Below are 23,527 nucleotides of genomic sequence, written 5' to 3'. Positions count from 1 at the left end.
GCGCCGGGCCACGAGGGGCAGGCGGCGCTCAGCCACGCGCGACGGGCCGGTCGCGCGGCGTCAACCGCCTATCTCGGGGGCGTACGTGCCGAAGCTCCACACATTGCCCTCGGCGTCGCGGGCCATGTAGTCCCGCGAGCCGTAGTCCTGGTCCGTCGGGGGCGTCAGGATCTCCACGCCGTGCTCCACGGCCCGCCGGTGGTGGGCGTCCACGTCGTCCACGACGATGTACACCCCGGTGGGCCCCGCACCCTTCATCGCGCCGTCGAAGACGCTGCCGCTGCCCTTGGAGCCGACCATCACCGCGCCGTTGCCCTGCGTCAGCTCGGCGTGCTGGACCACCCCGTCCTCACCCTCGTACACCGAGAGCTCGGTGAAGCCCAGCGCCTCCGTGAGCTGCCTGATGGCGGCCTTGGCGTCCGCGTACAGCAGCGTCGGATAGACGCTCGGACGTCCGTCGCTCCTGCCTGCCATACCGATCACAACCTCTCCGTCGTCCGGAATACGACCCGCTGCTCAGTTTTGCACCCACCGCTGACAAAGCCCTGCCGAGCGAACGGGCCGGACCGGGGTCCGGCCCGCCGGTGACCGAGACCACGTGATCCCTTGTCTTACGGGCGGAAAACCGCTTGCTGCCCCCAGTTAGAATCGGCTCATGGCCATTCTCCTCGCGCATTAGACGGCGGGAACGTCCTCAGCCGCCCACCCGCCACCCCAATCCGCCCTGGAGTCTGTCCGTGATCTCCGCCTCCGCCGTCGAGCTGCGCGCCGGTGCCCGCGTCCTCATCGAGTCCGCCACCTTCCGCATCGCCAAGGGCGACCGCATCGGCCTGGTCGGCCGCAACGGCGCCGGCAAGACGACCCTCACCAAGTGCCTGGCCGGCGAGGGCATCCCGGCCGGCGGCACCATCACCCGCTCCGGCGAGGTCGGCTATCTCCCGCAGGACCCCCGCACCGGCGACCTCGACGTCCTCGCCCGCGACCGCGTCCTCTCCGCGCGCGGCCTCGACGTACTGATCCGCAAGATGCGCGAGAACGAGCAGCGCATCGCGGTCGGCCAGGGCGCGACCCGGGAGAAGGCGCTGCGGCAGTACGAGCGCCAGGAGACGGAGTTCCTCACCAAGGGCGGCTACTCCGCCGAGGCCGAGGCCGCCACCATCGCCGCCGCGCTCAACCTGCCCGACCGGGTGCTCGGCCAGCCCCTGCACACCCTCTCCGGCGGTCAGCGCCGCCGTATCGAGCTGGCCCGGATCCTCTTCTCCGACGCGGACACCCTGCTCCTCGACGAGCCGACGAACCACCTCGACGCCGACTCGATCGTCTGGCTGCGCGACTACCTCAAGACCTACCGCGGCGGCTTCATCGTCATCTCCCACGACGTCGACCTGGTCGAGACGGTCGTCAACAAGGTGTTCTACCTGGACGCCAACCGCGCCGAGATCGACGTCTACAACATGGGCTGGAAGCTCTACCAGCAGCAGCGCGAGGCCGACGAGAAGCGCCGCAAGCGCGAGCGGCAGAACGCCGAGAAGAAGGCCGCCGCGCTGCACTCGCAGGCGGACAAGATGCGCGCCAAGGCCACCAAGACCGTCGCCGCGCAGAACATGGCCAAGCGCGCCGACCGGCTGCTCGCCGGCCTCGACGCGGTACGGGTCTCCGACAAGGTCGCCAAGCTCCGCTTCCCCGAGCCCGCGCCCTGCGGCAAGACCCCGCTCACCGCCGAGGGCCTGTCGAAGTCGTACGGCTCGCTGGAGATCTTCACCGATGTCGACCTGGCCATCGACAAGGGCTCCCGGGTCGTCATCCTCGGCCTCAACGGCGCGGGCAAGACCACTCTCCTCCGCCTCCTCGGCGGCGTCGAGAAGCCCGACACCGGCGAGGTGATCGAGGGCCACGGCCTCAAGCTCGGCTACTACGCGCAGGAGCACGAGACCCTCGACCCGGAACGCACGGTCCTGGAGAACATGCGCTCCGCCTCCCCCGACCTGGACCTGGTCGAGATCCGTAAGACGCTCGGCTCGTTCCTGTTCTCCGGCGACGACGTCGACAAGCCGGCCGGGGTCCTCTCCGGCGGCGAGAAGACCCGTCTGGCGCTCGCGACCCTGGTGGTGTCGTCCGCGAACGTCCTCCTCCTCGACGAGCCGACGAACAACCTCGACCCCGCCAGCCGTGAGGAGATCCTCGGCGCGCTGCGCACCTACAAGGGTGCGGTCGTCCTCGTCACCCACGACGAGGGCGCGGTCGAGGCGCTCCAGCCGGAGCGGATCATCCTGCTGCCGGACGGCGTCGAGGACCTGTGGGGCGCGGACTACGCGGACCTCGTCGCGCTCGCTTGAGCGAACGGCTGATCGAATGGGTTGATCAACTGCGTATGGATCATTCGGCCCATCCGTGATCCATCATCTGTGTGAGATCTCCTCGTACCGAGGTGTGTCCTACATCGATTTCACGGCCGAGTCCTTCCGTGCGAAGGGCTCGGCCGTCGCGCGTCTCTGACCTGGTACTTCACGGAACAACCCGTTCGGGCGTACGGACGCCTCCGGGCGGAATAACAGATTCCACTCGTGGGGACGCGCTCCCGTCGTCAGAACCTTGTCTCACGGACCTTGCCGAATGGGTGGCCATCACGCCCCGGAGGGGTGATCATGAGGAGACCAGAGCGCACTTCCCATGAGGAGGACCGGGTGGCCGAGACTCTGAAGAAGGGCAGCCGGGTTACCGGCGCCGCGCGCGACAAGCTCGCGGCAGACCTGAAGAAGAAGTACGACTCCGGTGCGAGCATTCGAGCGCTGGCCGAGGAAACCGGCCGCTCGTATGGCTTCGTACACCGGATGCTCAGCGAGTCGGGCGTCACGCTCCGAGGGCGTGGCGGCGCGACGCGGGGCAAGAAGGCCGCCTCGGCCTGACGCCGGGCGGCCCATCGGCTTCGATGGTGGCCACCCGGTCGGTCGGCTGATCGACCGGGTGGTTACTGTGCAGTCACTTAGCATCGCTCCATCGCTCTGCTGACCGCACTCATCGGAGGCGCCCCATGGCTTCGCTCGAACCGCTGCTCGACCAGGATGGCGTACGGCTCACCGTCGACGACGCGATCGCCACGGTGACGCTGACCAATCCGGCCAAGCGCAACGCGCAGAGCCCCGCTCTGTGGCGGGCGCTCACAGAGGCCGGGCGGTCGGTGCCGGGCTCCGTCCGCGTGGTCGTGCTGCGTGCCGAGGGCAAATCGTTCTCCGCCGGGCTCAACCGGCAGATGTTCACGCCCGAAGGTATCGAAGGGGAGCTGTCGTTCATCGATCTCGCGCGTCGTGACGACGCCGGGCTCGACTCGACCATCGCCGAGTTCCAGGAGGCGTTCACCTGGTGGCGGCGTAACGACATCGTGTCCATCGCCGCCGTGCAGGGGCACGCCGTCGGTGCGGGCTTCCAGCTTGCCCTCGCCTGTGATCTGCGCGTCGTCGCCGACGACGTGCAGTTCGCCATGCTCGAAACCAGCCTCGGGCTCGTGCCCGACCTCACGGGGACGCATCCGCTGGTGAGCCTCGTCGGGTACGCCCGCGCGCTGGAGATCTGCCTCACCGGGCGCTTCGTCCAGGCGGACGAGGCGCAGCGGGTCGGCCTCGCGAACCTTGCGGTGCCTGTCGATCAACTCGACGGTGCGGTGCGGGATCTGGCGGCTGCGTTGGTGGCTGCGCCGCGGGAGGCCGTGATCGAGACGAAGGCGCTGCTGCGGGGAGCGGCGGGTCGTTCGTACGACGAGCAGCGGGCGGCGGAGAGGGCGGCCCAGGCGCGGCGGCTGAGGGATCTGGCCGGGGTGGGGGAGTAGCCGGCGCAGCAGCTACCAGCGGGTGACGGGGCCGACGGCAGTCACCGCTGTGATGAGCACTCCCACCGACGGGTGGTCCGGTAGGGCCTCGCTCACCGCTGTTCGTACCTCGTGTGCCATGTCCAGGGCTCGTCGTTCCTCCGTCACCGCCAGTTCCACGCGGATGTGGCGGCGGGGGAGGGCGGGCCCTGTCGTGATGGGGGTGGGGCGGTCGAGGCCGCCGAGGGTGGCGGTGAGATGGGTGACGCCGGGGATCGAGAGGGCTGCGGCAGCCGCACGGGAGTGCTCGTCGTCGCCGGTGGACGGGGGCGGGGTGGTGGGCGGGGGCTCAGGTGCCGGGGCTGTGGGTTGCTCCTCGTCCTCCACGTCTTCCAATAGGTGTGTCACCCGAAGGTCGATCTCCGTCACCGTCAGTCCGAGGCGTTCTGTGGCGGTGGTGGAGAGGGCCGTACGGAGGCGGGTCGCCGTGACGGGGAAGGGCTCGGCGACCGGGCCCGCGAAGGCGGCGAAGTCGGCCGTGATGCGGAGGGGGCCGGGCGGAAGGGCGCTCGGGGGAGGGGGTACGGCGGTTTCGGGGGAGTCGCCGGAGGCGTCCGGGTCGGCCGACGCGATGCGGAGGGGGCCCAGGACGACCCCGCGCATCGACGCGGCCCTGCGGCGCAGTGCCGCTCGGGCCGCGCTCTCCGTGATCCACGCGCCGTCGTGCGGGCCGCCCAGGGGGAGCACGCTGCCGAGCCCGAGCTGCTGGCGTACCGCCTTCGTCCAACTGTCCGCCGTCATTCCTCCAGCCTGCCGCATCCCCGGCGCGCGGCGCCGCAACCGCGCTTACTGTGGGTTTGAGGGGGACGACCGGAAGGGACGTACGGCATGACTGACATGACGGAGCGGAACCGGACGGAAGGGCCCGACACCACCAAGGAGTCGACGCAGGTCGGGCGGAAGACCACCCGGCGTGGCGGCGGTGATCCGGCGAGCCGGGGGCGTACGACCATCGCCGACGGCGTCGTGGAGAAGATCGCCGGGCTCGCCGCGCGGGAAGTGGTGGGCGTGCATGCCATGGGCAGCGGGCTGTCACGGACCTTCGGGGCCGTGCGAGACCGGGTCCCCGGCGGGGCCAAGTCCGTGACCCGGGGTGTGAAGGTCGAGGTCGGCGAGGTGCAGACCGCGCTGGACCTGGAGATCGTCGTCGACTACGGGGTGTCCATCAGCGAGGTGGCCCGTGATGTGCGCGAGAACGTCGTCGCGGCCGTCGAGCGGATGACCGGCCTGGAGGTCGTCGAGGTCAACATCGCGGTCAGCGATGTGAAGCTGCCGGACGAGGAGGACGAGGAGCCGGAGTCCCGGCTGCAGTGAGCGGAGCCTCGGCCCCGATGGAACGCGACAGGAGTCTTTGAGTCCCTAGGAGCGCAGCATGAGCTTGGCCGTGATCGGCATGATCGCCGGGATGGCGCTGGGCTTCGCCGGGTACTTCGGCGGATTCGGCGCCTTTCTGCTGGTGGCCGCGCTGGGCGCCGTCGGCTTCGTCGTCGGCCGGTTCCTGGAGGGGGACCTGGAGCTGGGCGACTTCTTCCGCCCGCGTGACGACCGACGCCGATGAACCCCGCTGACAGCGGCCGTCGCACGGAGGCGAAGGCCGTGCCGTCCGGTGAGCGCGGGGCGACCCGGATCGCCGACCGGGTGGTCGCGAAGATCGCCGCGCAGGCGGCGCGCGAGGCACTGGTAGCGCCACCGCCGGACTCCGGGCCCCCGTCCGCCACGGTTGTCGTGCTGCGCGAGACCGCGTGCGTCCGCGTCAGTCTTGGGCTCCCTTACCCCTCGGACATCGGTGGCCAATGCGCTGCGGTGCGTCGTCATGTCATGGAGCGGGTAGGGACGTTGGCAGGAATGCACGTGTCGGAGGTGGCCGTCCAGGTGGAACGGCTGCACCTGGCACACGCACACGACGTGGCACAGGGGAGGACGCGATGAGCGAACCCCAGCGCTCCGAAGGCACCACTCGACGACTACCCGTCATGGAGAAGGCCGACGAGACGGACGGTGAAAAGGCGGCCGGCGAGGCGGCCGACCGCGAGCCGGACCAGTCGGCGTCCGCCGCCGCTTACGACCCGTTGCCCGTCCTCGACGGCGAGAACGGCGGGGAGAGACGCTTCTGGTCCGCGCGCAGAGTCCCCGCGGGCATCCTCGCGGTGCTGCTCGTCGCGGTCGCGGGCCTCTTCCTGTACGACGTCGCCGCCGTCCGCGCCGACCGGCCCGCCATGGCGTGGCGCCGTTCGCTGGCCCGGCAGCTCGCCGAGCGGCCCCTCGACGACGCCTGGGTGCTCGCCGGCGCCGCGGTCGCCGTGCTCCTCGGCCTCTGGCTGCTCGTGCTCGCCGCGACCCCCGGGCTGCGCGACGTCCTGCCGATGCGGCGCGTCCACCCCCGGGTACGGGCCGGACTGCACCGGGGCGCCGCCGCGCTGGCCCTGCGCGACCGGGCCATGGAGGTGTCCGGCGTGCAGTCCGTACGGGTCCGGGCGGGACGGAAGAGGGTCGACGTCCGCGCGGTGTCCCACTTCCGGGAACTCGACGAGGTACGGGCCGACCTGGACGTCACGCTCGCCGACGGCATCCGGGGGCTGGGTCTGTCCCGGCCGCCCGCCCTGTCGGTGCATGTACGCCGGCCCGGCCGGAAGGGGTGAGACGCGATGCTGAGGATCGTCAACCGGGTGCTGGTCGGATTCGTCGGGCTCGTGCTGGTGGTGTCGGGTGCCGCCGTCCTTGCCGTCGGACTCGGCGCGGACCCGCCCTCGTGGTGGCCGCACGACGGCGGGAACGACGTGCTGCTCAGCGACGCCGAGCGGACCCGCTGGCGCGACGCCGGCTGGTGGTGGCCCGCCGTCATCGCCGTGCTCGCCCTCCTCGTCCTGCTCGCCCTGTGGTGGCTGACCGCGGTCCTGCGCCGTCATCGCCTCGCCGAGGTACTCGTCGACACCGGCGACGGCGAGGGCGCACTGCTTCGAGGGCGGGCGCTGGAGGGCGTACTCACCACCGAGGCGGCCGAGGCGGACGGCGTCGAACGGGCCCACGCCCGCCTGACCGGCCGCCGCAACGCCCCCGAGGCCCGAGTCCGCCTCCTCCTCCAGCCCCATGTGAACCCGGCGGACGCCCTCCACACCCTGACCGCGGAGGCCCTCACCCACGCCCGGAACTCGGCGGGCCTGGCGGCACTACCGGCGGAGGTCAGACTGCAGGGGGCCAAGCACCGCGCGGAAAGGGTGAGTTGAGCGTGCCCCTTCAGGGCGCGGGGCTGTGTCGATATGAGGTTCCGCCGCGTGGGCGAGACAGCCCCCACAAACCCGCACCCGGCGAGCGAGCGACCGTCAGAACCCGTGCCGCATCCCGCCATCAACCGGCAGCATGATCCCGGTCAGATAGGACGCGGCCGGAGACAGCAGAAACGCCCCCGCACGCCCGAACTCCTCCGGCCTCCCATACCGCCGCAACGGAATCCGCGACTCGTGCGCCGCCCGCGTCGCCTCCGGATCCGCCGACATCCCGTCCAGCTCACGCACCCGATCCGTGTCGATACGAGCCGGAAGCAGCCCGACCACCCGAATCCCCCGCGGCCCCAACTCGTCGGACAACGACTTGGCGAACCCGGCCAGCCCCGGCCGCAGCCCGTTCGAGATGGTCAGCCCCGGAATCGGCTCGTGCACGGACCCGGACAGCACGAACCCGATGACGCCCCCCTCACCGAGCTCCTCGGCCGCGGCCCGCGCCAAGCGGACCGCCCCCAGGAACACCGATTCGAACGCGGCGGTCCACTGCTCGTCCGTGTTGTCGGCGACGAACCCCGGCGCCGGCCCGCCCACGCTGATCAGGATGCCGTCGAAGCCCCCGAAGTGCTCACGGGCAAAGGCGATCAACCGCCCGGCGGCCTCGGGGTCGGCGTTGTCCGCGGCGACACCCACCGCGTTCGCCCCGAGCGCGGCCGCCGCCGCACCCGCGCTCTCCTCCTCGCGGCCCGTGACGACCACCTTCGCGCCGTCGGCGACGAGTTCCCGCGCGACCGCGTTGCCCAGTCCGCGGGTCGCCCCGGTGACGATGTAGACACGGTCCTTCAGCCCAAGATCCATGGCCCCTATCCTGCCTCCTCCCCGTCGAAGAGGGCGAGGGCGGTGCCCACGAGACCGACATGGCTGAACGCCTGCGGGAAGTTCCCGAGCTGCCGGCCCGCGACGGGGTCGTACTCCTCCGCCAGCAGCCCCACATCGTTGACCAGCCCCACCAGCCGGTCGAACAGCTCGCGCGCCTCCTCCGTACGGCCGGTCAGATGCAGTGCGTCCGCCAGCCAGAACGAGCAGACGAGGAACGTGGCCTCGCCGCCCGGCAGCCCGTCGACGGAGGTGGTCGCGGCCGTGAGGTGATCGGCGCTGTAGCGGCGGACGAGGCCCTCGTGGCTCAGCTCCTCGCGGATCGCGTCGACCGTGCCGACGACCCGGGGGTCGTCCGGCGGCAGGAAGCCCATGAGGGGGATGAGCAGCAGCGCGGCGTCGAGTTCGCGGGAGCCGTACGACTGGGTGAAGGTGTTGCGGTCGGCGTCGTAGCCGCGTTCGCAGACCTCGCGGTGGATCTCGTCGCGCAGGACGCGCCAGCCTTCGAGGTCGCCGCCGGTCAGCTTCGGGTCGTCCTCCAGGGTGCGGACGGCCCGGTCGGCGGCCACCCAGCACATCACCTTGGAGTGCGTGAAGTGGCGGCGCGGCCCGCGGATCTCCCACAGGCCCTCGTCCGGCTTCCGCCAGGCCGTCCGCAGATACTCCATCAGCGCGCACTGCATCCGCCACATGTCCGGCTTGTCGGGCAGGCCCGAACGCCGGGACACGAACAGGGAGTCGATGACCTCGCCGTACACGTCCAGCTGCAACTGCCGTACGGCGTCGTTGCCGACGCGGACCGGGCGCGAGTCCTCGTAGCCGGACAGCCAGGGCAGGTCGTACTCGGGGATGCGCCGTTCACCGGCCAGGCCGTACATGATCTGCAGGTCGGCCGGGTCGCCCGCGACCGCGCGGAGCAGCCAGTCGCGCCATGCCTCGGCCTCCTCCTGGTAGCCGCAGGCCAGCAGCGCGCCGAGGGTGAGGGTGGAGTCGCGCAGCCAGCAGTGGCGGTAGTCCCAGTTGCGGACGCCGCCGATCTCCTCGGGCAGGGAGGTGGTGGCGGCCGCGACGATGCCGCCGGTCGGGGCGTAGGTGAGGGCCTTCAGGGTGATCAGGGAGCGGACCACGGTGTCCCGGTGCGGGCCGTCGTACCGGCAGCGCGCCGACCAGGCCCGCCAGTCGTGGAGGCTCGACCGCAGTGCCTCGTACGGGTCGACGAGGCGGGGGCGGGGTTCGTGCGAGGGATGCCAGGTCAGCACGAACGCGACCCGCTCGCCCGGCTCCACCGTGAACTCCGCGTACGTGGCCCGGTCCTCGCTCCACGACCGCACCCGGGGTTCGCTGCGCAGCCACACCGCGTCCGGGCCCGCGACCGCCACGCGGTGACCGTCCGACCTGCGCATCCACGGCACGACCGAGCCGTAGTCGAAGCGGAGGCGCAGGGTGCTGCGCACGGTGACGCGGCCGGACAGGCCCTCCACGATCCGTACGACATCGGGGGCGCGGTCGCGCTGCGGCATCAGGTCGGTCACCCGCACCGCGCCCTCGGCGGTCTCCCACTCGGTGTCAAGGACGAGCGAGTCGTGCCGGTACGCCCGCCGCGTGCAGGTCCCGCCCTCACTGGGCGCGATCCGCCAGTGACCGTTCTCCTCGTCGCCGAGCAGCGCGGCGAAGCAGGCGGCCGAGTCGAAGCGGGGCAGACAGAGCCAGTCGATGGAACCGCGGCGGCTCACCAGCGCGGCCGTCTGGTGATCGCCGATCAGCGCGTAGTCCTCGATGTGGGGGTGCACGGGGGACGGGTTCCCGGAGCCGGGGGTGATCAGTCCGACGGAAATCCGGGGCGGGGCGCGGCCTTGCCCGGCTGTCCCAGCTGCGGGCAGTCGTGCCGCTGGGGCGATGGGGGAGGGTGGGCGCGGCGGCACCCGGCAAGCGCCGGTGAGCGAAACCCGCCCCGCCCAGCCGCAGCCGCCGGGCGCCTGGAAACCCCCGGCCCAGCCGCCCCGCCCCGTCAGCCGCGCCCCGACAGCGCGGGGAACGACGCCACGGCCACGGACGGCCCGCAGACGTGCACGGCGATGGCGCCCCCTCTGTCAGCCCGGCCCCGTTCCCGCTGTCGTGCCGCCCACCCCCGAGAAGATCACCCCGGAGCTGGACGGGGCCTGGTTGAGGACCCACAGGCCGATCAGGGTGGCGAGGGCGAAGACGAGCAGGACGAGGACGGCGAGGACGAGGCGGCGGCGGCGTTCGCGGCGGAGCCAGTCGCCGCGGGCCGTGCGGTAGGCGTCGGGGGCGGCGTGGACGCCGCCCGCCAGCGCCGCGAGCGCCTCGGTCAGCTCCCGCTCGGTGCGGTCCTGACCGGTGTCGTTGCCGGTGGTGTCGTTCATCGCCGGGCCTCCATCGCCTGGGTCAGGGCGGCGAGGCCGCGTGCGGTGTGGGTCTTGACCGAGCCGCAGGAGATGCCCATCGCGGCCGCGATCTCGCTCTCCTTCAGCCCGAGCCAGTGGCGCAGCACGAGCGCCTCCCGCTGCCGGGCGGGCAACTGCTGGAGCGCGCCGATCAGCACCCGCTGGTCGTCGTGGAGCAGAGCGGTGCTCTCGGCGGAAGCGACCGGCTCCTGAGCCGCCGGGGCCTCCACATGCTTGCGGGCGACCTGGAGGTGCCGTATCCGCATCCGGGTGAGGTTGCAGACCGTGGAGCGGAGGTACGCCTCGGCCGCCTCGGCGTCCCTCAGGCGCCGCCACTTGCGGTAGATCTGGTAGTACGCCTCGGCCACCACGTTCTCGGGGTCGTCGGCGCCCAGCAGCACCGCGAGCCGCAGCATCGAGGAGTAGTGCAGCTCGAACAGCCGGGCGACACCCGCCTCGCGCTCCACGTCGGCGGGATCGCCGAGGGCGCCCGGCGGCAGCGCGGGGTTCGGGACCGGCGCGGGGTTCGGCACAAGTACGGGGTTCGGCACCAGTGGCTCGGCGACGGCCGGGGCCGGTATCCGGCCCAGCGGCTCGGCGGCGGGCGGTGCGGTCCGCAGGCCCAGTGGCTCGGCGGATGCCGGAGCAGAGGCCGGCCGGCCCGGCACACGCATGTGCTGTCTGCGTCTCACGGGTTGCTCGCTCCCGTCTCGGGGCGCCGCCTGACGGTCAGGCGGGACGGTAGGTCGGTCGCGTCGGCGCCGCGCGGGACACCGAGCCGTTCGAGGACCGTGGTGCCGAGGACGGCGACGGTCAGGTTGAGGAGAAGGGCGAGCAGACCGGCGTAGATCTCCAGCGAGCCGCCGCCCAGAAGCACGATGGACGAGAACCCCTCGCGCACCACCAGGAAGGTGCCGGTCACCATGCCCACACCCCACCCGGCGAGCAGCGCCCGGGGATGCAGCCGCCCGGTGAACAGGCCGACCGCCACCGCCGGGAAGATCTGCAGGATCCACACCCCGCCGAGCAACTGGAGGTTGATGGCGTCCTGGTCGCGCAGCCCGAACACGAACGCCACCGCCCCCACCTTCGCGGTCAGCGACACCATCTTGGCGATGCGCACCTGCCGCTTGGGCGTGGCGGTGGGCTGAAAGTACTCGACGTACACATTGCGGACGAAGCCGGTGGCGGCCGCGATCGACATCACCGCCGCCGGGACCAGCGCGCCCACGGTGATCGCGCCGAACACCAGTCCGGCCAGCGGCCCCGGCATCAGCCTGTCCACCAGCATGGGTACGGCCGCCTCGGCACCGCCCTCGGGCGCCCGCACCCCGGACGCGAGTGCCGCGACGCCGAGGAAACCGAAGAGTGCCAGGAGTCCCGTCCAGGCGGGCAGCGCCACGGCGACCTTGCGGACCGTACGCGGCCCGTCGGCGGCGAACCCGGCGGTGAGGACGTGCGGATACATCAGCAGGGCCAGCGCCGAGCCGAGCGCGAGGGTGGCGTAGGCGGGCTGCTGTTCGGGGGCCAGCAGCAGGGCGGACCGCTCGACACCGGTTCCGCCGAGCCGCCGGGCCGCTCCTTCGAAGACCGCGCCCGGACCGCCGAACCGTTCGAGAACCAGCCAGCACACGGCGGTCAGCGACACGAAGACGGCCACCGCCTTCAGCGCCGAGATCACGGCGGGCGCCCGCAGCCCGTGCCGGTACGTCGCCACCGCGAGCCCCGCGAACAGCGCGACCATCACCAGGTCGCTGGCCGCGCCCTTCGGATACAAGCCCCCGGCCGTCAGCACCGCCCTTATACCGAGCAGCTGCAACGCCAGATACGGCATCGTCGCGAGGATCCCGGTCAGCGCCACCACCAGGGCGAGCGGCGCCGAACCGTACCGCCCGCGCACGAAGTCCCCGGCCGTCACGTACCCGTGGCGCCGGGCCACCTCCCACAGCCGGGTCAGCAGCACGAAGGCGAGCGGGCAGACGATCACCGTGTACGGCACCGCGAAGAAGGCGGGCGCCCCGTTGCCGTACGCCAGTCCGGGCACGGCGGTGAAGGTGTACGCGGTGAAGATCGTGCCGCCGAGCAGCAGCCAGGTCCACACCGGGCCGAGGCTGCGGTCGGCCAGCGCCCAGCTCTCCAGCGAGGGCAGCCGGTCGGTGGGGCGTAGTCGGCGCGCGGTGACGGCGAGCAGCGACGCTCCGCCGATCACGGCGAGAAACGTCGCGGTCATGGCAGCGTCCGCCATGGGTCACCGTCCTTGGTGTGCCTGGGCCCTCGCGTGTTGGTTGCGCGGATGGCCGGTTCGGAGGACACGAACCGGCGGGAAATCTTCTGGAAATTCGCTGTCAACCGGATCCGGCGGGTGGGCAACTCTTGCACAGACCCACAGCGATCGGGAGAGGAGCACAGCCCATGGCACGGAACGGTCACCAGCGGATACGGCGCGTCGCGATCGCCGTACTGCTCCTCGCCCCGGCCGCGGGACTGCTCTGGGTTCCTTGGTACGCCGGTGCCGAGCCACGGCTCGCGGGCACGCCGTTCTTCTACTGGTACCAGCTCGCCTGGGTCCCGGGATGCGGCCTCTGTCTGCTCGCCGCGTACGCGCTGACGGACCGACATCGCTCGGACCGACACCGTTCGGACCGACATCGCTGAGCCGCACCTTCGTTCCGACTGCCTTTTCGTTCTCTCTTTCCTTCTCTCTTTCCTTCTTTCTGTCTTTCTCGCCGCACACCCGTTGAAGTCAGGAGCCGTCATGTCTCGATCAGTCATGCCCGAATCCGGTCCAGAGGCGCCGGAGAAATCCCGGATGTCGCCCAGGTCGATCGCGCTCTGGATCGCCGTCGCCCTCGTCGGCGCGATCGGCTGGGCCGTGCTCGCCCTGTCCCGGGGCGAGGAGATCTCGGCCGTCTGGCTGCTCATGGCGGCCCTCGGCTCGTACGCGATCGGCTACCGCTTCTACTCGCGGTTCATCGCCCGCCGGGTCCTCCAGGTCGACGACACCCGGGCCACCCCGGCCGAGCGCCTCGAGGACGGCGTCGACTACCACCCCACCGACAAGCGGGTGCTGTTCGGCCACCACTTCGCGGCCATCGCCGGCGCGGGCCCGCTGGTCGGACCGGTGCTGGCGGCCCAGATGGGCTATCTGCCGGGCACCATCTGGATCATCGCGGGCGTGATCTTCGCCGGTGCGGTGCAGGACATGATCGTCCTGTTCCTCTCCATGCGCCGGGACGGCAAGAGCCTCGGACAGATGGCCCGTGACGAGATAGGCAAGGTCGGCGGTGCCGCCGCGCTGATCGGCGTCTTCGCCATCATGATCATCCTGCTCGCGGTGCTGGCGATGGTCGTCGTCAACGCGCTCGCCGAGTCCGCCTGGGGCACCTTCTCGGTCACCATGACCATCCCGATCGCCCTCTTCATGGGCTTCTACCTGCGCTACCTGCGCCCCGGCCGGGTCGTCGAGACCAGCTTCATCGGCGTCGCCCTGCTGCTGCTCGCCATCCTCGGCGGCGGCTGGATCCAGGACTCCTCGCTCGCCGAGTACTTTTTCTGGAGCCCCGAGACCCTGGTCTTCTGCCTGGTCGGCTACGGCTTCGTGGCCTCCGTGCTCCCGGTGTGGATGCTGCTGGCCCCGCGCGACTACCTCTCCACCTTCATGAAGGTCGGCACCATCGCCCTGATGGCCGTCGGCGTCGTGATCGCCGCCCCGAACCTCCGCGCCGAGTCCGTGACCGAGTTCGCTCACACCGGCGCCGGACCGGTCTTCGCCGGCTCCCTCTTCCCCTTCCTCTTCATCACCATCGCCTGCGGCGCCCTGTCCGGCTTCCACGCCCTGGTCTCCTCCGGCACCACACCGAAGCTGATCCAGAAGGAGTCCCAGGTCCGGCTGATCGGCTACGGCTCCATGCTCACGGAGTCCTTCGTCGCGGTGATGGCCCTGATCGCTGCATGTGTGTTGGAGCCTGGCCTCTTCTACGCCATGAACTCCCCGGCCGCGCTGCTCGGCCCGACCGTCGACACCGCCGCCGAGGCGGTCAAGAACCTCGGTTTCACCATCACCCCGGAACAGCTCACCGCGGCGGCCAAGGCCGTCGAGGAGGAGACCCTGGTCGGCCGCTCCGGCGGCGCGCCCACCCTGGCCGTGGGCATGTCGGAGATCTTCGCCGGAGTCTTCGGTGGCGCCGGGATGAAGGCCTTCTGGTACCACTTCGCGATCATGTTCGAGGCGCTGTTCATCCTCACCACGGTGGACGCCGGCACGCGCGTCGGCCGCTTCATGCTCCAGGACATGCTCGGCAACGTCTGGAAGCCGATCGGCCGCGTCACCTGGAAGCCGGGCATCTGGATCACCAGCGCCCTGGTCGTCGGCGCCTGGGGCTACTTCCTCTACGCCGGTGTCACCGACCCGCTGGGCGGCATCAAGCAGCTCTTCCCCCTGTTCGGCATCGCCAACCAGCTGCTCGCCGCGGTCGCCCTGGCCGTGACCACCACCGTCCTCATCAAGTCCGGCAAGCTGCGCTGGGCCTGGGTCACCGGCATCCCGCTGGCCTGGGACGTGGCCGTCACCTTCACCGCCGGCTGGCAGAAGATCTTCTCGGACAACCCGGCGATCGGCTTCTTCGCCCTGCGGGACAAGTACGCGGCGGCCATCGACAGGGGCGAGCTCCTGCCGGGCGCCACGAACATGGACGACATGCACACCATCGTGCTCAACAACACGGTCGACGGCGTGATCATGGCGATCTTCCTGCTCCTGGTCCTCACGGTCCTGGTCAACTGCGCCGTGGTGTGCGTCCGGGCCGTACGGTCCCCGGTCCCGCTGCCGTCGACCGAGGCGCCGTACGTCGAGTCGCGCATCGACGCGGCGGAGCGGGGCGAGGAGGAACTGGTGGGGGCCCGCCGGTGACCGCCCGTACCGCCAGGCACTGGGTGCGGACCGTCCGCTGGTACCTGCGGGAGCTGACCGGGGAGGCGGAGTACGACCGCTACTGCGAGCGACACCGACGCCACCACCCGAAGGCACCGGTCCCCACCCGACGGGAGTACGACGCGCTGCGGACCCTGCGCAGGGAGGAACATCCGGAGGGCCGCTGCTGCTGAGGCCGCGCCATGCGGGCCGCCGCAGAGCCGCTGCCGTTCACCCCACCCCCCAGCTGTGGGCATCCGTGCCGGTGGGGGTGGCGTGCGCCCGGCTGTCCTGGCCCGGCTGTCCCAGCTGCGGGCAGTCGTGCTGCTGGGGCGATGGGGGAGGGTGGGCGCAGCGGCACCCGGCCGGCGCCGTTGAGCGAAACCCGCCTCCTCCCAGCCCCCCGCCGCCGGGCGCCGTGGCAACCCCACGGCGCCCGCCCCCGGCCACCTCCGACCCGACCGGATCCAGAGATGCTGAGACGCCGACCCGCCCTGCTGATCCGCCCCGAACTCGACGACGACTCCCTGCACTCGACCCTGACCGAACTCCGCCCCGCGCAGCAGCTCCACGGCCTGGGCGCGGGCCGCACCCGCCCCCCATGGGAACCGGTGGCCGACCTACTTCGGGCCACAGGCCGTGACTGGGACCGCCGGGCGCACCGCATCGCCGTACTGGCCCGGCGCCTCCCCGCCGCGATCCCGCAGCGCTGGGCCGCCGACTGCCCGGCAGACGGCGACGCCCTCACACTGAGGGCCTTCGTCGAGGCGGACCGGGCACCGGCCGCCGACCACACAGACGTCCGCCGCGCCGAACACTCCTGCCTCCGCGCCGCCGAGGCCTGCCCCGAGGACCCCACACCCTGGCTAGCGCTGCTGTCCCTGATGTACACCTGCGCCGTACCGGTGAAGGACGCCGTCCCCGTGTGGACCGAGGCCGTCAACCGGGCCCCCTGGCTCCGGACGTCCTATCACCGGCTCCTGCGCTACCTGTCGCCGCGCGGACACGGGACGGTCCCCGACATGATGGACTTCGCCTGGCAGGCCGCGGCCCGCGCACCGCACGGGTCGCCGCTCGCCCTGCTCCCTGTGGCGGCCCGCGTCGAACTCATGGCCCACCGCCAGGGGGCGACGCCCTTCGACGCACTCGGCTCGGGCGGCGGCAACTGGAACGAGCCCCGATCCATCCACGAGATCGACCTGGCACTCAAGGGCTGGTTCGACGCCGGCACCACACCCCACGCCGAAGCCGTCACCGACCTCAACATCCTCGCCTTCGCCCTGACCCGCGCGCACCGCCCCGCCGAGGCCGCCCCCGTCTTCCACCGCCTCGGCCGCCATATGACGCGCCACCCATGGGACCTGCTGCCCGAGCCGGAACGCACGTTCGCATACTGGCGGGAGAGGTCGACCGGCGGCCGTGGCCGGACCTGACGTCGACTATGCCGAAGCAGGCGTCGGCGCCGTTTCCTTCTCTTCCTCCGCCGCGGCGGCCGCGGCCTCCTCGCGGTCGCGGCGCTCGCGGCGGACGAGGATGACGTAGCCGACGGGAACGCCGAGGGCGAAGAGCCACCACTGAAGGGCGTAGGCGTAGTTCAGCGCGGCGTTCTCGTCGCCGGGGCTGCCGAGCTGCTCCGGGGTGTCGCCCTTGGGTTCGGGCGCCGTCTGCGCGAGGTAGCCGCCGAGCACCTGGACGCCGAGGCGTTCCGCCTCCCGCTCGCTGTTGATCAGCATGATCTGCCGGTCCGGCAGACCCTTGAGATCCTTGATGCCGCTCGCCTCGGTCGTCTCGTCGGGCATCAGCCGCCCGGTGACGGTGACCTCGCCGCCGGTCGGCGCGGGGATCTCGGGGAACGCGGTCTGGCTCGGGCCGTCCGCGGGGATCCACCCCCGGTTGACGAGCAGCACCTTGCCGTCGTCGAGCACGAACGGGGTCAGGACATGGAAGCCGACCTCGTCGTCGGCGTTGACGCGGCGGCGGACGACGACCTCGTCGTCGGTGTCGAAGTGGCCCTTCGCGGTCACCGTGCGGTAGCGCTCGGCGCTGGTGACGGTGTGCCCGGAGGAGGTCAGCCGCTCCACGGGCACCGGCTTCGCGGCCAGCGCGTCGGCGACGAGCTGGTTCCGCGCGCTGCGCTCCTCATAGCGATGCATCTGCCAGATACCCAGCCGGACCATGGTCGGGATCAGGACGAGTGAGAGCAGAGTGAGGATCACCCACTGCCGGGACAACAGGAAGCGGTACACCCCACGACCGTACAACTCGGTCGTGGGGCGGGTTCGGGCGGGTGTGCGCTCGAACCCCGACGGGCCCTTCCGGGGACGTGGTCAGACCTTGTCGACGATCCCCGCCTTCCCCTCGGCCCGCGCACAGTGGGCGCCGCAGTACCAGTGGCCCTCGACCTCGACGCCCTGGCCGATGATCTGCACCCGGCAGTGCTCGCAGATCGGGGCCATGCGGTGGATCGCGCAGGAGAAGCAGTCGAAGACGTGCACCGCACCCTGGGCATGGATCTCGAAGGTCATTCCGTAGTCATTGCCGCAAACTTCGCATCTAGCCATGCGCCACAGGGTGAGCCGTCACCGCCGTGCGGGCGAGTGAGCGGCGGGCGAGTCGCGCGGCAATCACCCATCCGTACGGGCCGCCCGAACACCAACTCGTACGGGCCTTCCGGTCGGGTCACTCGTCCGCGGGGTCGACATCGCGGAGCAACTGCCCGAACGCCGCCTCGTCCACGACCGGCGTTCCGTACTGCCGGGCCTTGACGACCTTCGACGTGTGGGAGTCCGGGTCGTTGGTGACGAGCAGACTGGTCACCCTGGACAGGCTCGTCGCGACGTGCAGCCCGGCCTCGATCGCGCGGTCCTCCAGCAGATCGCGTTCGATCGACGTGTCCCCGGAGAAGGCGACACGCATGCCCTGCTTGAGCGGTTTGCCGTCTTCATAGCGCCCGGGGTTGGGATGGGGGCATGCGGGCCGCTTCCGTGAGGGCCGCCAACTGGTCGGTCGATAACCGTCGTAGCCGCCGTGGCCCGCCTGCTGCCCGATCCGGGGCGCGGCGGGGCTGTCCCGCCACTCGGTCAGCGGACGGCACTCGTGCAGGGGCAGCCGTACGCCACTGGCGGCAGCGACCCGCAGACTCGGCCGGAACGCCTCCGCCAGCACCCGCGCGTCGTCCAACGCGTGGTGCGCCCGCTGCTGTACGACCCCGAAGTGCGCCGCCAGCGACTCCAGCTTGTGGTTCGGCAGCGGCAGTCCCAGTTCCTTCGACAACGCGATCGTGCACAGCCGCTGCCGCACCGGTGCCTCGGTCTCCGCGCGCGCGTACTCCCGGGCGATCATCGACCAGTCGAACACCGCGTTGTGCGCGACGAGGACGCGGTCCGCGAGCCGCGACGAGAACTCCTCCGCGATCTCCCGGAAGAGCGGCGCCCCTTCGAGCACGTCACTCGTCAGCCCGTGGATCCACACCGGCCCCGGATCCCGCTCCGGGTTCACCAACGTGTACCAGTGGTCCTCGACCTCGCCCCACGCGTCCAGTCTGTACACAGCCGCCGAAATTATCCGGTCGTCCCGGGCCAGCCCGGTCGTCTCCACGTCGACGACCGCGTACCCCTGCGGATACGCGGCCGGCCAAGGCGCTTGCGACGCTGCGGTCGTGTGGTCTTCGAGCATGGTCCATGAGGATACGGGCCGGGACTGACAGCTTGTTACTCGACTTGTTACTCGACGGTGGGACGGTCCCGGGGGAAGAGATCGACGCCGACGACGTCCGGGCAGTCGTAGGGACGGACGGTTGTGCCGCGATGTGCTCCACCTGACGGGCTCTGCCGAGATAGAGAGTGGACGGCCGCTGATGGGGCACCAGCGGTGTGTCGGCACCTCGTCGACACGGCGCACGAGCACCAACGCCCGCCCGGCCGAGAGCAGTTCCGGGGTCCAGCCGTCAGGTGCGCGCAGCGGGACTCCGGCGGCCGGCAGGTAGTCCTCCGGCATCGGCAGCCCGTCGGGGGTGTTGAACGAGCGCAGGCACAGGACGAACGGCACGCACAGGTTCCACGCTGTGGATGAGGGGTCCGGGCCAGGTCCCGCCGCAGGCCCTCCGTACGCCCGGACCGCCGGGTCTGCTCCACGGCCGCACGGGCCGCGAACGACGGGTGGGCGGTGAGCTGTTCGACCAGGTGGGCGCAGCACAGGCCGAGAGGCTCGGCGTGGAGGTCCACGGCGCGGGCGAAGAGGCGCGTGTCGAGTGCTCGTAACTCGGCGGTCAGGCGCCCGGGGTTCAGGTCGGCCGCGAGTCGTTCGTGCTCGGGGGTCACCGGACCCGCGCCCGGCTTCGGCGTGATCGGTGTGCGGGCCGGCATGGACTCGCATCGTGGGCCGACCCACTGACAATGCCCCTCCCACGCCCCTCTGATTGGTGGAGGACGCCAAGAAGCAAGCGCGTACCACCGGGAATACTTGTCAGTAACCACGTCTAGACCCCGCCGACCAGCGGTTCTACCGTGCCCACATGCCGAACCTGCCCGATGTCGTGCTGTGGTCGATACCCGCCTTCGTGCTGCTCACCGTGATCGAGGTGGTCAGTGTCCGGATCCATCCGGACGACGATGCCGCAGGGTACGAGGCGAAGGACGCCGCGACGAGCGTCGGCATGGGGCTCGGGAGTCTTGCCTTCGACTTCCTCTGGAAGATCCCGATCGTCGCGATCTACACGGCGATGTACGAGCTGACCCCGCTGCGCGTCCCCGTTCTGTGGTGGACGGTCCCGCTGATGCTGCTCGCGCAGGACTTCTTCTACTACTGGTCGCACCGCGGCCACCACGTGATCCGGATCCTCTGGGCCTGCCACGTCGTCCACCACTCCAGCCGGAAGTTCAACCTGACGACCGCCCTGCGGCAGCCCTGGACGACCTTGACCGTGTGGCCCTTCTACGCCCCGCTCATCGCCCTCGGCGTGCACCCGGCCGCGCTCGCGTTCTGCTCCTCCGCCAACCTCGTGTACCAGTTCTGGATCCACACCGAGCGGATCGGGAAGCTGCCCCGCGCGTTCGAGTTCGTGTTCAACACGCCGTCGCACCATCGGGTCCACCACGCCTCCCAGGGCGGCTACCTGGACCGCAACTTCGGCGGCATCCTCATCGTCTGGGACCGGCTCTTCGGGTCGTTCGTCGAGGAGACCGAACGGCCGGTGTACGGGCTGACGAAGAACATCGACACGTACAACCCGCTGCGGGTCGCCACCCATGAGTACGCCTCCATCGCCAAAGACCTCAAGAGGGCGGGGAGTTGGGGCGAGCGGGCGGGCCGGGTCTTCCGGGGGCCCGGCTGGGCGCCGGCGAAGCCGTCGGACCGGCCGGTGGAGGGGGCTGACTCCACCGAGGGGCCCGCGGCCATCGAGGAGCAGCCCGCCACGGTCACGGAGAACGTCGCGTGAGGCCGGACAGGGCTTCGCTTCTGCTCATTGCCTTCGGATGCGCGGCCCTCGTCGATCTCGGTTCCCTGGCCGTCGGGTTCACCGCCGGGCACGTCGTCGCCAAGCCGCTGCTGATGCCGTTGCTCGCGGCGTACACCTACACGCGCGGCGGGCCTCGGCCACTGGTCGCGGCGCTGCTGTTCGGCTGGGGCGGAGACGTGCTGCTCCTCTCCGACGCCGAGCCGGCCTTCCTCGCCGGGATGACCTCCTTCGCGGTGGGGCACGTCTGCTACCTCGTGCTCTTCGCGAGGTTCAGGAAGCCCGGGCGGCTCGCGTACGGCGCCGCGTACGGCCTCGCCCTGGTCGCCGCCGTCGCGAGTCTGTGGCCGGGTCTGCCTGCGGATCTACGGCTCCCCGTCGCCGGATACAGCGCCCTGCTGACCGCGATGGCGTGGGCCGCCGCCCGGCTGGGGCTTGTCGCGGGGCTCGGAGGCGCGTTCTTCGTGGTGTCGGACATGCTCATCGCGACCGGCGTCGCCGAGTGGCCGCAGCTGCCTCGCCCCGACCTGTGGATCATGCTCACCTATCTGGCGGCCCAGTACCTCCTGGTCCGGGGGGTCCTCGCAACCCTCGGCGCGCGGCCCGCGCCCACCCCTGCGCACGGTGAGGTGTCCACGAACACGGTCTGACCAGGCCGAACAGCACAGGCCGAACAGCACGACTGCACGACTGCACGAAGGATCCACCGCCATACGCGCCACCACCATCCACGCTCCGTACGACATGGCGGGTGGAGGACGTCCCCGAGGCCGCCTGCCGCCGCTCACTCACACGCCGCCCACTCACCGACACGCCGCTCACCAACTCTCGGCTGCCCAACACGCCGCTCACCAACTCTCGGCCTGCCCATGCACCGCTCACCAGCGGATCGGCACCGGCAGCGCCGTCAGCAGTGCCGACACCGCGACGACCGCGCCCAGCACCGCCACCTCCGCGCGCGCGGGAGCGCAGGCGTCGCGCGGATCGCCGGTCGCGCGGCGCAGCCGCAGCCGGGCCCAGAGGGCGAGACCGGCGACGGCGGCCACGAGGAGCACCTTGGCGAGCAGGGCGCGCCCGTACGCCGTCTCCGTCAGCTGGTCGAGGACCGTGCCCGGCGGCATCCGGCGCAGCGTGCTCCACACGCCGGTGGCGGTGATGGCGGCGAGCAGAACAGCGGCCACGCGCGCGTAGAGGCCCAACAACGCGGCCCCCGCCTCCGTCGAGCGCCACGCGCGCGTGCGCAGCGTCCGCAGGACGTGGAGCAGTCCGCCCGCCCACAGCGCCGCGCCCGCCAGGTGCACCAGGGTCAGACCGGTGCCGATGAGCGGGCTGTACTCCGTGCTGGGGTGGGCGCGCAGCGCCTCCGCGACGACGATCGCAGCCAGGGGCAGCGCCTGGGCGGCAGGCCTGCGGGAGAGCGCGAGCAGACCGGCCGCCGCGAAGGCGTTGACCTCCAGGAGCGCGAGTTTGCCGTCCCGGGTCTCGTAGAGGCCGCCCACGTCCATGTCGGCGGGGGAGTCCGGCACCAGATTGCCCGTGGCCACGACCGAGGCCAGCCCCAGCGAGGCCACGAAACCGGCCCCCGCCGCCCACGGCGCCCAACCGCGCGGAGCCTCCCCGGGCGCGCCCGGCACCCGCCGCACCAGCCACGCCACGAACAGCTCGCCCACCGGCACACACAGCGCTGCCAGCGACACCGCCCGCAACAGAGCGATCCCACCGGCCCCGGGAGCCCCGGCCTCACCCGTGCCGTCCAGCGCGACACGCGGGCCGAACAGCGGTATCAGCGCACCGACGGCCACCAGGACGAGCACGACGACGGCCCGGCCGGTCCCACCGCCGGTCCCACCGCCGGGCCGTCCGGTTCGCCGTCCGGCCCGCCCCCCAGGTCGTCGCTCGGGTTCATCCGCCCCAGCCTCCGCCGCCTCCGCCGTCCGTCTCGTCAGGCTCACCCCGAAAAGTTCACCAGTCGCACCAGAACTGGGCAAGTGCCGGAAAACAACTGGCAGTTCGACATTCCGGCCATACATACGGTTCAGGGCTTCCGGTGACTCAACCCCAGCGCGGCTCGTCCGCTCCCCAGAGCCCCGGCGGCCGCGCCCAGTCACCCGGCCCACCCTCGAAGGACACCGGCGACAGCGCGTACCGCAGCCGACCCGACCGACTGTCCCGCTCGGCGAGCCACGCAGCCGGCCCGTCGTAGACATCGACCCCGTCCGGACCGCGCTCGATGCCGTCCGTCAACCAGGCCGCCGTACGCGCGAGCGCCAGCCGGACGACGCGACTGCCGCCCCCGTCCAACCGCTCGGTGAGCGCCCGCAGTACGGCCGCCGCCAGCAGATACCCCGTCCCGTGGTCCAGGGCCTGCGCGGGCAGGGCGCCCGGCTGCTCCACGGAACCCTCGACCGTCGCGATCCCCGAGGCCACCTGCACCAGGCTGTCGAAGCCCCGCCGCCCGGCCCACGGCCCGTACGCGCCCCACGCCGAGAGCTGCGCCACGACCAGTCCCGGCCGGCGTTCGGTCAGCGCCTCGGGCGACAGCCCGAAGCGGTCCAGTGCGCCGGGCCGGTAGCCGGTGACGACGACGTCCGCGTCGGCGAGCAGTGCCTCGAAGGCCCCCGGGTCCGCGGCCAGATCGAGCGTCGCCGACCGCTTCCCGAAACCGGTGTCGGCGTGCTGGTCGAGGATCTCGGGCATCCCCGGCGGATCGACGCGCAGGACGTCCGCGCCCAGCAGGGCGAGCGTGCGGGTGGCGACCGGGCCCGCGATGACCCGGGTCAGGTCCAGGACGCGCACTCCGGC

The 23,527-nt window shown here is 71.6% G+C and carries 27 protein-coding genes; 14 read left to right on the top strand and 13 right to left on the bottom strand.

The genetic code is table 11. The features are described 5' to 3' along the window. Positions 1-60: 60 nt before the first annotated feature. Complete coding sequence (locus tag ACFU53_RS21545; protein ID WP_383994633.1) at positions 61-483, bottom strand: VOC family protein; 423 nt, start codon at positions 481-483, stop codon at positions 61-63. Positions 484-737: 254 nt separating this feature from the next. Here ACFU53_RS21545 and ACFU53_RS21540 point away from each other — a divergent pair, with 254 nt between their 5' ends. From ACFU53_RS21540 to ACFU53_RS21530, 3 genes are all read left to right on the top strand, one after another. Continuing rightward, positions 738-2,336, top strand: a complete 1,599-nt coding sequence (locus ACFU53_RS21540; RefSeq protein WP_383994630.1) for an ABC-F family ATP-binding cassette domain-containing protein — start codon at positions 738-740, stop codon at positions 2,334-2,336. A 348-nt stretch (positions 2,337-2,684) separates the two neighbouring features. Then, entirely contained in the window at positions 2,685-2,906 is a 222-nt protein-coding gene (locus tag ACFU53_RS21535) for a helix-turn-helix domain-containing protein (RefSeq protein ID WP_006123601.1), read from the top strand. Positions 2,907-3,031: 125 nt separating this feature from the next. Then, entirely contained in the window at positions 3,032-3,823 is a 792-nt protein-coding gene (locus ACFU53_RS21530) for an enoyl-CoA hydratase/isomerase family protein (RefSeq protein ID WP_383994627.1), read from the top strand. A 12-nt stretch (positions 3,824-3,835) separates the two neighbouring features. Here ACFU53_RS21530 and ACFU53_RS21525 read toward each other — a convergent pair whose 3' ends face one another. After that, a complete protein-coding gene (locus tag ACFU53_RS21525) occupies positions 3,836-4,603 on the bottom strand; it encodes a nucleopolyhedrovirus P10 family protein (RefSeq protein ID WP_383994624.1) in 768 nt (255 codons plus the stop codon). Between the two features lie 87 nt (positions 4,604-4,690). Between ACFU53_RS21525 and ACFU53_RS21520 the strand changes: the two genes are divergently transcribed. The 5 genes from ACFU53_RS21520 to amaP are packed head-to-tail and all read left to right on the top strand — an operon-like array spanning position 4,691 to position 7,086. Next, positions 4,691-5,176, top strand: a complete 486-nt coding sequence (locus tag ACFU53_RS21520; RefSeq protein ID WP_383994621.1) for an Asp23/Gls24 family envelope stress response protein — start codon at positions 4,691-4,693, stop codon at positions 5,174-5,176. Between the two features lie 58 nt (positions 5,177-5,234). Next, positions 5,235-5,420 (top strand): hypothetical protein, encoded by a 186-nt coding sequence (locus ACFU53_RS21515; protein WP_316729604.1) that lies wholly within the window; start codon positions 5,235-5,237, stop codon positions 5,418-5,420. Further along, on the top strand, positions 5,417-5,791 hold the full coding sequence (locus ACFU53_RS21510; RefSeq protein WP_383994618.1) for a hypothetical protein: 375 nt from the start codon (positions 5,417-5,419) through the stop codon (positions 5,789-5,791). The genes ACFU53_RS21515 and ACFU53_RS21510 overlap by 4 nt, the downstream gene beginning before the upstream one ends. Beyond that, positions 5,788-6,501, top strand: a complete 714-nt coding sequence (locus ACFU53_RS21505; protein WP_383994615.1) for a DUF6286 domain-containing protein — start codon at positions 5,788-5,790, stop codon at positions 6,499-6,501. The genes ACFU53_RS21510 and ACFU53_RS21505 overlap by 4 nt, the downstream gene beginning before the upstream one ends. A 6-nt stretch (positions 6,502-6,507) precedes the next feature. After that, the gene (gene amaP / locus ACFU53_RS21500; RefSeq protein WP_383994612.1) at positions 6,508-7,086 is read left to right on the top strand and encodes an alkaline shock response membrane anchor protein AmaP; all 579 of its coding nucleotides are present in this window, start codon (positions 6,508-6,510) and stop codon (positions 7,084-7,086) included. 96 nt (positions 7,087-7,182) lie between these two features. On the opposite strand, the gene ACFU53_RS21495 is transcribed toward amaP, so the two are convergent. The 5 genes from ACFU53_RS21495 to ACFU53_RS21475 all read right to left on the bottom strand — a co-directional run bounded on the left by ACFU53_RS21495 (position 7,183) and on the right by ACFU53_RS21475 (position 12,606). Beyond that, positions 7,183-7,938: an SDR family oxidoreductase gene (locus ACFU53_RS21495; RefSeq protein ID WP_383994610.1), complete on the bottom strand. Its 756-nt coding sequence runs from the start codon at positions 7,936-7,938 to the stop codon at positions 7,183-7,185. 5 nt (positions 7,939-7,943) lie between these two features. After that, entirely contained in the window at positions 7,944-9,746 is a 1,803-nt protein-coding gene (locus ACFU53_RS21490; RefSeq protein ID WP_383994607.1) for a glycoside hydrolase family 15 protein, read from the bottom strand. Between the two features lie 300 nt (positions 9,747-10,046). Further along, positions 10,047-10,340: a hypothetical protein gene (locus tag ACFU53_RS21485; protein ID WP_383994604.1), complete on the bottom strand. Its 294-nt coding sequence runs from the start codon at positions 10,338-10,340 to the stop codon at positions 10,047-10,049. Further along, positions 10,337-11,053, bottom strand: coding sequence for a SigE family RNA polymerase sigma factor (locus tag ACFU53_RS21480; RefSeq protein WP_383994603.1), 717 nt, complete (start codon positions 11,051-11,053; stop codon positions 10,337-10,339). The genes ACFU53_RS21485 and ACFU53_RS21480 overlap by 4 nt, the downstream gene beginning before the upstream one ends. After that, positions 11,050-12,606, bottom strand: coding sequence for a sodium:solute symporter (locus ACFU53_RS21475; RefSeq protein WP_383994601.1), 1,557 nt, complete (start codon positions 12,604-12,606; stop codon positions 11,050-11,052). Before ACFU53_RS21475 ends, ACFU53_RS21480 begins: the two co-directional genes overlap by 4 nt. A 167-nt stretch (positions 12,607-12,773) precedes the next feature. Here ACFU53_RS21475 and ACFU53_RS21470 point away from each other — a divergent pair, with 167 nt between their 5' ends. The 4 genes from ACFU53_RS21470 (at position 12,774) to ACFU53_RS21455 (ending at position 16,703) form a co-directional block, all read left to right on the top strand. After that, positions 12,774-13,016, top strand: a complete 243-nt coding sequence (locus tag ACFU53_RS21470) for a DUF3311 domain-containing protein (RefSeq protein WP_383994598.1) — start codon at positions 12,774-12,776, stop codon at positions 13,014-13,016. Positions 13,017-13,116: 100 nt separating this feature from the next. Next, entirely contained in the window at positions 13,117-15,270 is a 2,154-nt protein-coding gene (locus ACFU53_RS21465; protein WP_383994595.1) for a carbon starvation CstA family protein, read from the top strand. Beyond that, positions 15,267-15,464 carry a YbdD/YjiX family protein gene (locus tag ACFU53_RS21460; RefSeq protein ID WP_383994592.1) on the top strand — a complete coding sequence of 66 codons (198 nt, stop codon included), beginning with the start codon at positions 15,267-15,269 and terminating at the stop codon, positions 15,462-15,464. Before ACFU53_RS21465 ends, ACFU53_RS21460 begins: the two co-directional genes overlap by 4 nt. Positions 15,465-15,743: 279 nt before the next feature. After that, positions 15,744-16,703: a hypothetical protein gene (locus tag ACFU53_RS21455; protein ID WP_383994589.1), complete on the top strand. Its 960-nt coding sequence runs from the start codon at positions 15,744-15,746 to the stop codon at positions 16,701-16,703. Between the two features lie 6 nt (positions 16,704-16,709). On the opposite strand, the gene ACFU53_RS21450 is transcribed toward ACFU53_RS21455, so the two are convergent. The 4 genes from ACFU53_RS21450 to ACFU53_RS21435 all read right to left on the bottom strand — a co-directional run bounded on the left by ACFU53_RS21450 (position 16,710) and on the right by ACFU53_RS21435 (position 19,634). Then, on the bottom strand, positions 16,710-17,516 hold the full coding sequence (locus ACFU53_RS21450; RefSeq protein ID WP_383994586.1) for an SURF1 family protein: 807 nt from the start codon (positions 17,514-17,516) through the stop codon (positions 16,710-16,712). An 81-nt stretch (positions 17,517-17,597) separates the two neighbouring features. Continuing rightward, complete coding sequence (locus tag ACFU53_RS21445) at positions 17,598-17,831, bottom strand: hypothetical protein (protein WP_078531414.1); 234 nt, start codon at positions 17,829-17,831, stop codon at positions 17,598-17,600. 118 nt (positions 17,832-17,949) lie between these two features. Further along, on the bottom strand, positions 17,950-18,945 hold the full coding sequence (locus ACFU53_RS21440) for a DEDDh family exonuclease (RefSeq protein ID WP_383994583.1): 996 nt from the start codon (positions 18,943-18,945) through the stop codon (positions 17,950-17,952). A gap of 47 nt (positions 18,946-18,992) precedes the next feature. Beyond that, positions 18,993-19,634, bottom strand: coding sequence for a hypothetical protein (locus tag ACFU53_RS21435; protein WP_383994581.1), 642 nt, complete (start codon positions 19,632-19,634; stop codon positions 18,993-18,995). Between the two features lie 149 nt (positions 19,635-19,783). On the opposite strand from ACFU53_RS21435, the gene ACFU53_RS21430 reads away from it, so the two are divergent. Together ACFU53_RS21430 and ACFU53_RS21425 are read left to right on the top strand one after the other, a co-directional pair. Next, the gene (locus ACFU53_RS21430) at positions 19,784-20,707 is read left to right on the top strand and encodes a sterol desaturase family protein (protein ID WP_383994578.1); all 924 of its coding nucleotides are present in this window, start codon (positions 19,784-19,786) and stop codon (positions 20,705-20,707) included. Beyond that, positions 20,704-21,375, top strand: a complete 672-nt coding sequence (locus ACFU53_RS21425; protein WP_383994575.1) for a lysoplasmalogenase — start codon at positions 20,704-20,706, stop codon at positions 21,373-21,375. Before ACFU53_RS21430 ends, ACFU53_RS21425 begins: the two co-directional genes overlap by 4 nt. A gap of 228 nt (positions 21,376-21,603) precedes the next feature. Here the strand turns inward: ACFU53_RS21425 and ACFU53_RS21420 are convergent, their stop codons facing one another. Continuing rightward, positions 21,604-22,677 carry a CopD family protein gene (locus ACFU53_RS21420; protein WP_383994572.1) on the bottom strand — a complete coding sequence of 358 codons (1,074 nt, stop codon included), beginning with the start codon at positions 22,675-22,677 and terminating at the stop codon, positions 21,604-21,606. A gap of 100 nt (positions 22,678-22,777) precedes the next feature. Next, positions 22,778-23,527: CoA transferase (locus ACFU53_RS21415; RefSeq protein ID WP_383994569.1), on the bottom strand; the 750-nt coding region annotated here is incomplete at its 5' end.

Source organism: Streptomyces sp. NPDC057474, from assembly GCF_042802555.1.
Lineage (GTDB): Bacteria > Actinomycetota > Actinomycetes > Streptomycetales > Streptomycetaceae > Streptomyces.
The sequence above is the reverse complement of the archived record's forward strand: the minus strand, read 5'-3'. Positions and strand labels throughout refer to the sequence as shown.

What these genes read in the sequence shown, in the direction of transcription:
- ACFU53_RS21530 (WP_383994627.1), top strand. Translation starts at nt 3,032, where the DNA reads ATGGCTTCGCTCGAACCGCTGCTCGACCAGGATGGCGTACGGCTCACC.
- ACFU53_RS21525 (WP_383994624.1), bottom strand. Translation starts at nt 4,603, where the DNA reads ATGACGGCGGACAGTTGGACGAAGGCGGTACGCCAGCAGCTCGGGCTC.
- ACFU53_RS21520 (WP_383994621.1), top strand. Translation starts at nt 4,691, where the DNA reads ATGACTGACATGACGGAGCGGAACCGGACGGAAGGGCCCGACACCACC.
- ACFU53_RS21515 (WP_316729604.1), top strand. Translation starts at nt 5,235, where the DNA reads ATGAGCTTGGCCGTGATCGGCATGATCGCCGGGATGGCGCTGGGCTTC.
- ACFU53_RS21510 (WP_383994618.1), top strand. Translation starts at nt 5,417, where the DNA reads ATGAACCCCGCTGACAGCGGCCGTCGCACGGAGGCGAAGGCCGTGCCG.
- ACFU53_RS21505 (WP_383994615.1), top strand. Translation starts at nt 5,788, where the DNA reads ATGAGCGAACCCCAGCGCTCCGAAGGCACCACTCGACGACTACCCGTC.
- amaP (WP_383994612.1), top strand. Translation starts at nt 6,508, where the DNA reads ATGCTGAGGATCGTCAACCGGGTGCTGGTCGGATTCGTCGGGCTCGTG.
- ACFU53_RS21495 (WP_383994610.1), bottom strand. Translation starts at nt 7,938, where the DNA reads ATGGATCTTGGGCTGAAGGACCGTGTCTACATCGTCACCGGGGCGACC.
- ACFU53_RS21485 (WP_383994604.1), bottom strand. Translation starts at nt 10,340, where the DNA reads ATGAACGACACCACCGGCAACGACACCGGTCAGGACCGCACCGAGCGG.
- ACFU53_RS21475 (WP_383994601.1), bottom strand. Translation starts at nt 12,606, where the DNA reads ATGGCGGACGCTGCCATGACCGCGACGTTTCTCGCCGTGATCGGCGGA.
- ACFU53_RS21470 (WP_383994598.1), top strand. Translation starts at nt 12,774, where the DNA reads ATGGCACGGAACGGTCACCAGCGGATACGGCGCGTCGCGATCGCCGTA.
- ACFU53_RS21465 (WP_383994595.1), top strand. Translation starts at nt 13,117, where the DNA reads ATGTCTCGATCAGTCATGCCCGAATCCGGTCCAGAGGCGCCGGAGAAA.
- ACFU53_RS21455 (WP_383994589.1), top strand. Translation starts at nt 15,744, where the DNA reads ATGCTGAGACGCCGACCCGCCCTGCTGATCCGCCCCGAACTCGACGAC.
- ACFU53_RS21445 (WP_078531414.1), bottom strand. Translation starts at nt 17,831, where the DNA reads ATGGCTAGATGCGAAGTTTGCGGCAATGACTACGGAATGACCTTCGAG.
- ACFU53_RS21440 (WP_383994583.1), bottom strand. Translation starts at nt 18,945, where the DNA reads ATGCTCGAAGACCACACGACCGCAGCGTCGCAAGCGCCTTGGCCGGCC.
- ACFU53_RS21435 (WP_383994581.1), bottom strand. Translation starts at nt 19,634, where the DNA reads ATGCCGGCCCGCACACCGATCACGCCGAAGCCGGGCGCGGGTCCGGTG.
- ACFU53_RS21430 (WP_383994578.1), top strand. Translation starts at nt 19,784, where the DNA reads ATGCCGAACCTGCCCGATGTCGTGCTGTGGTCGATACCCGCCTTCGTG.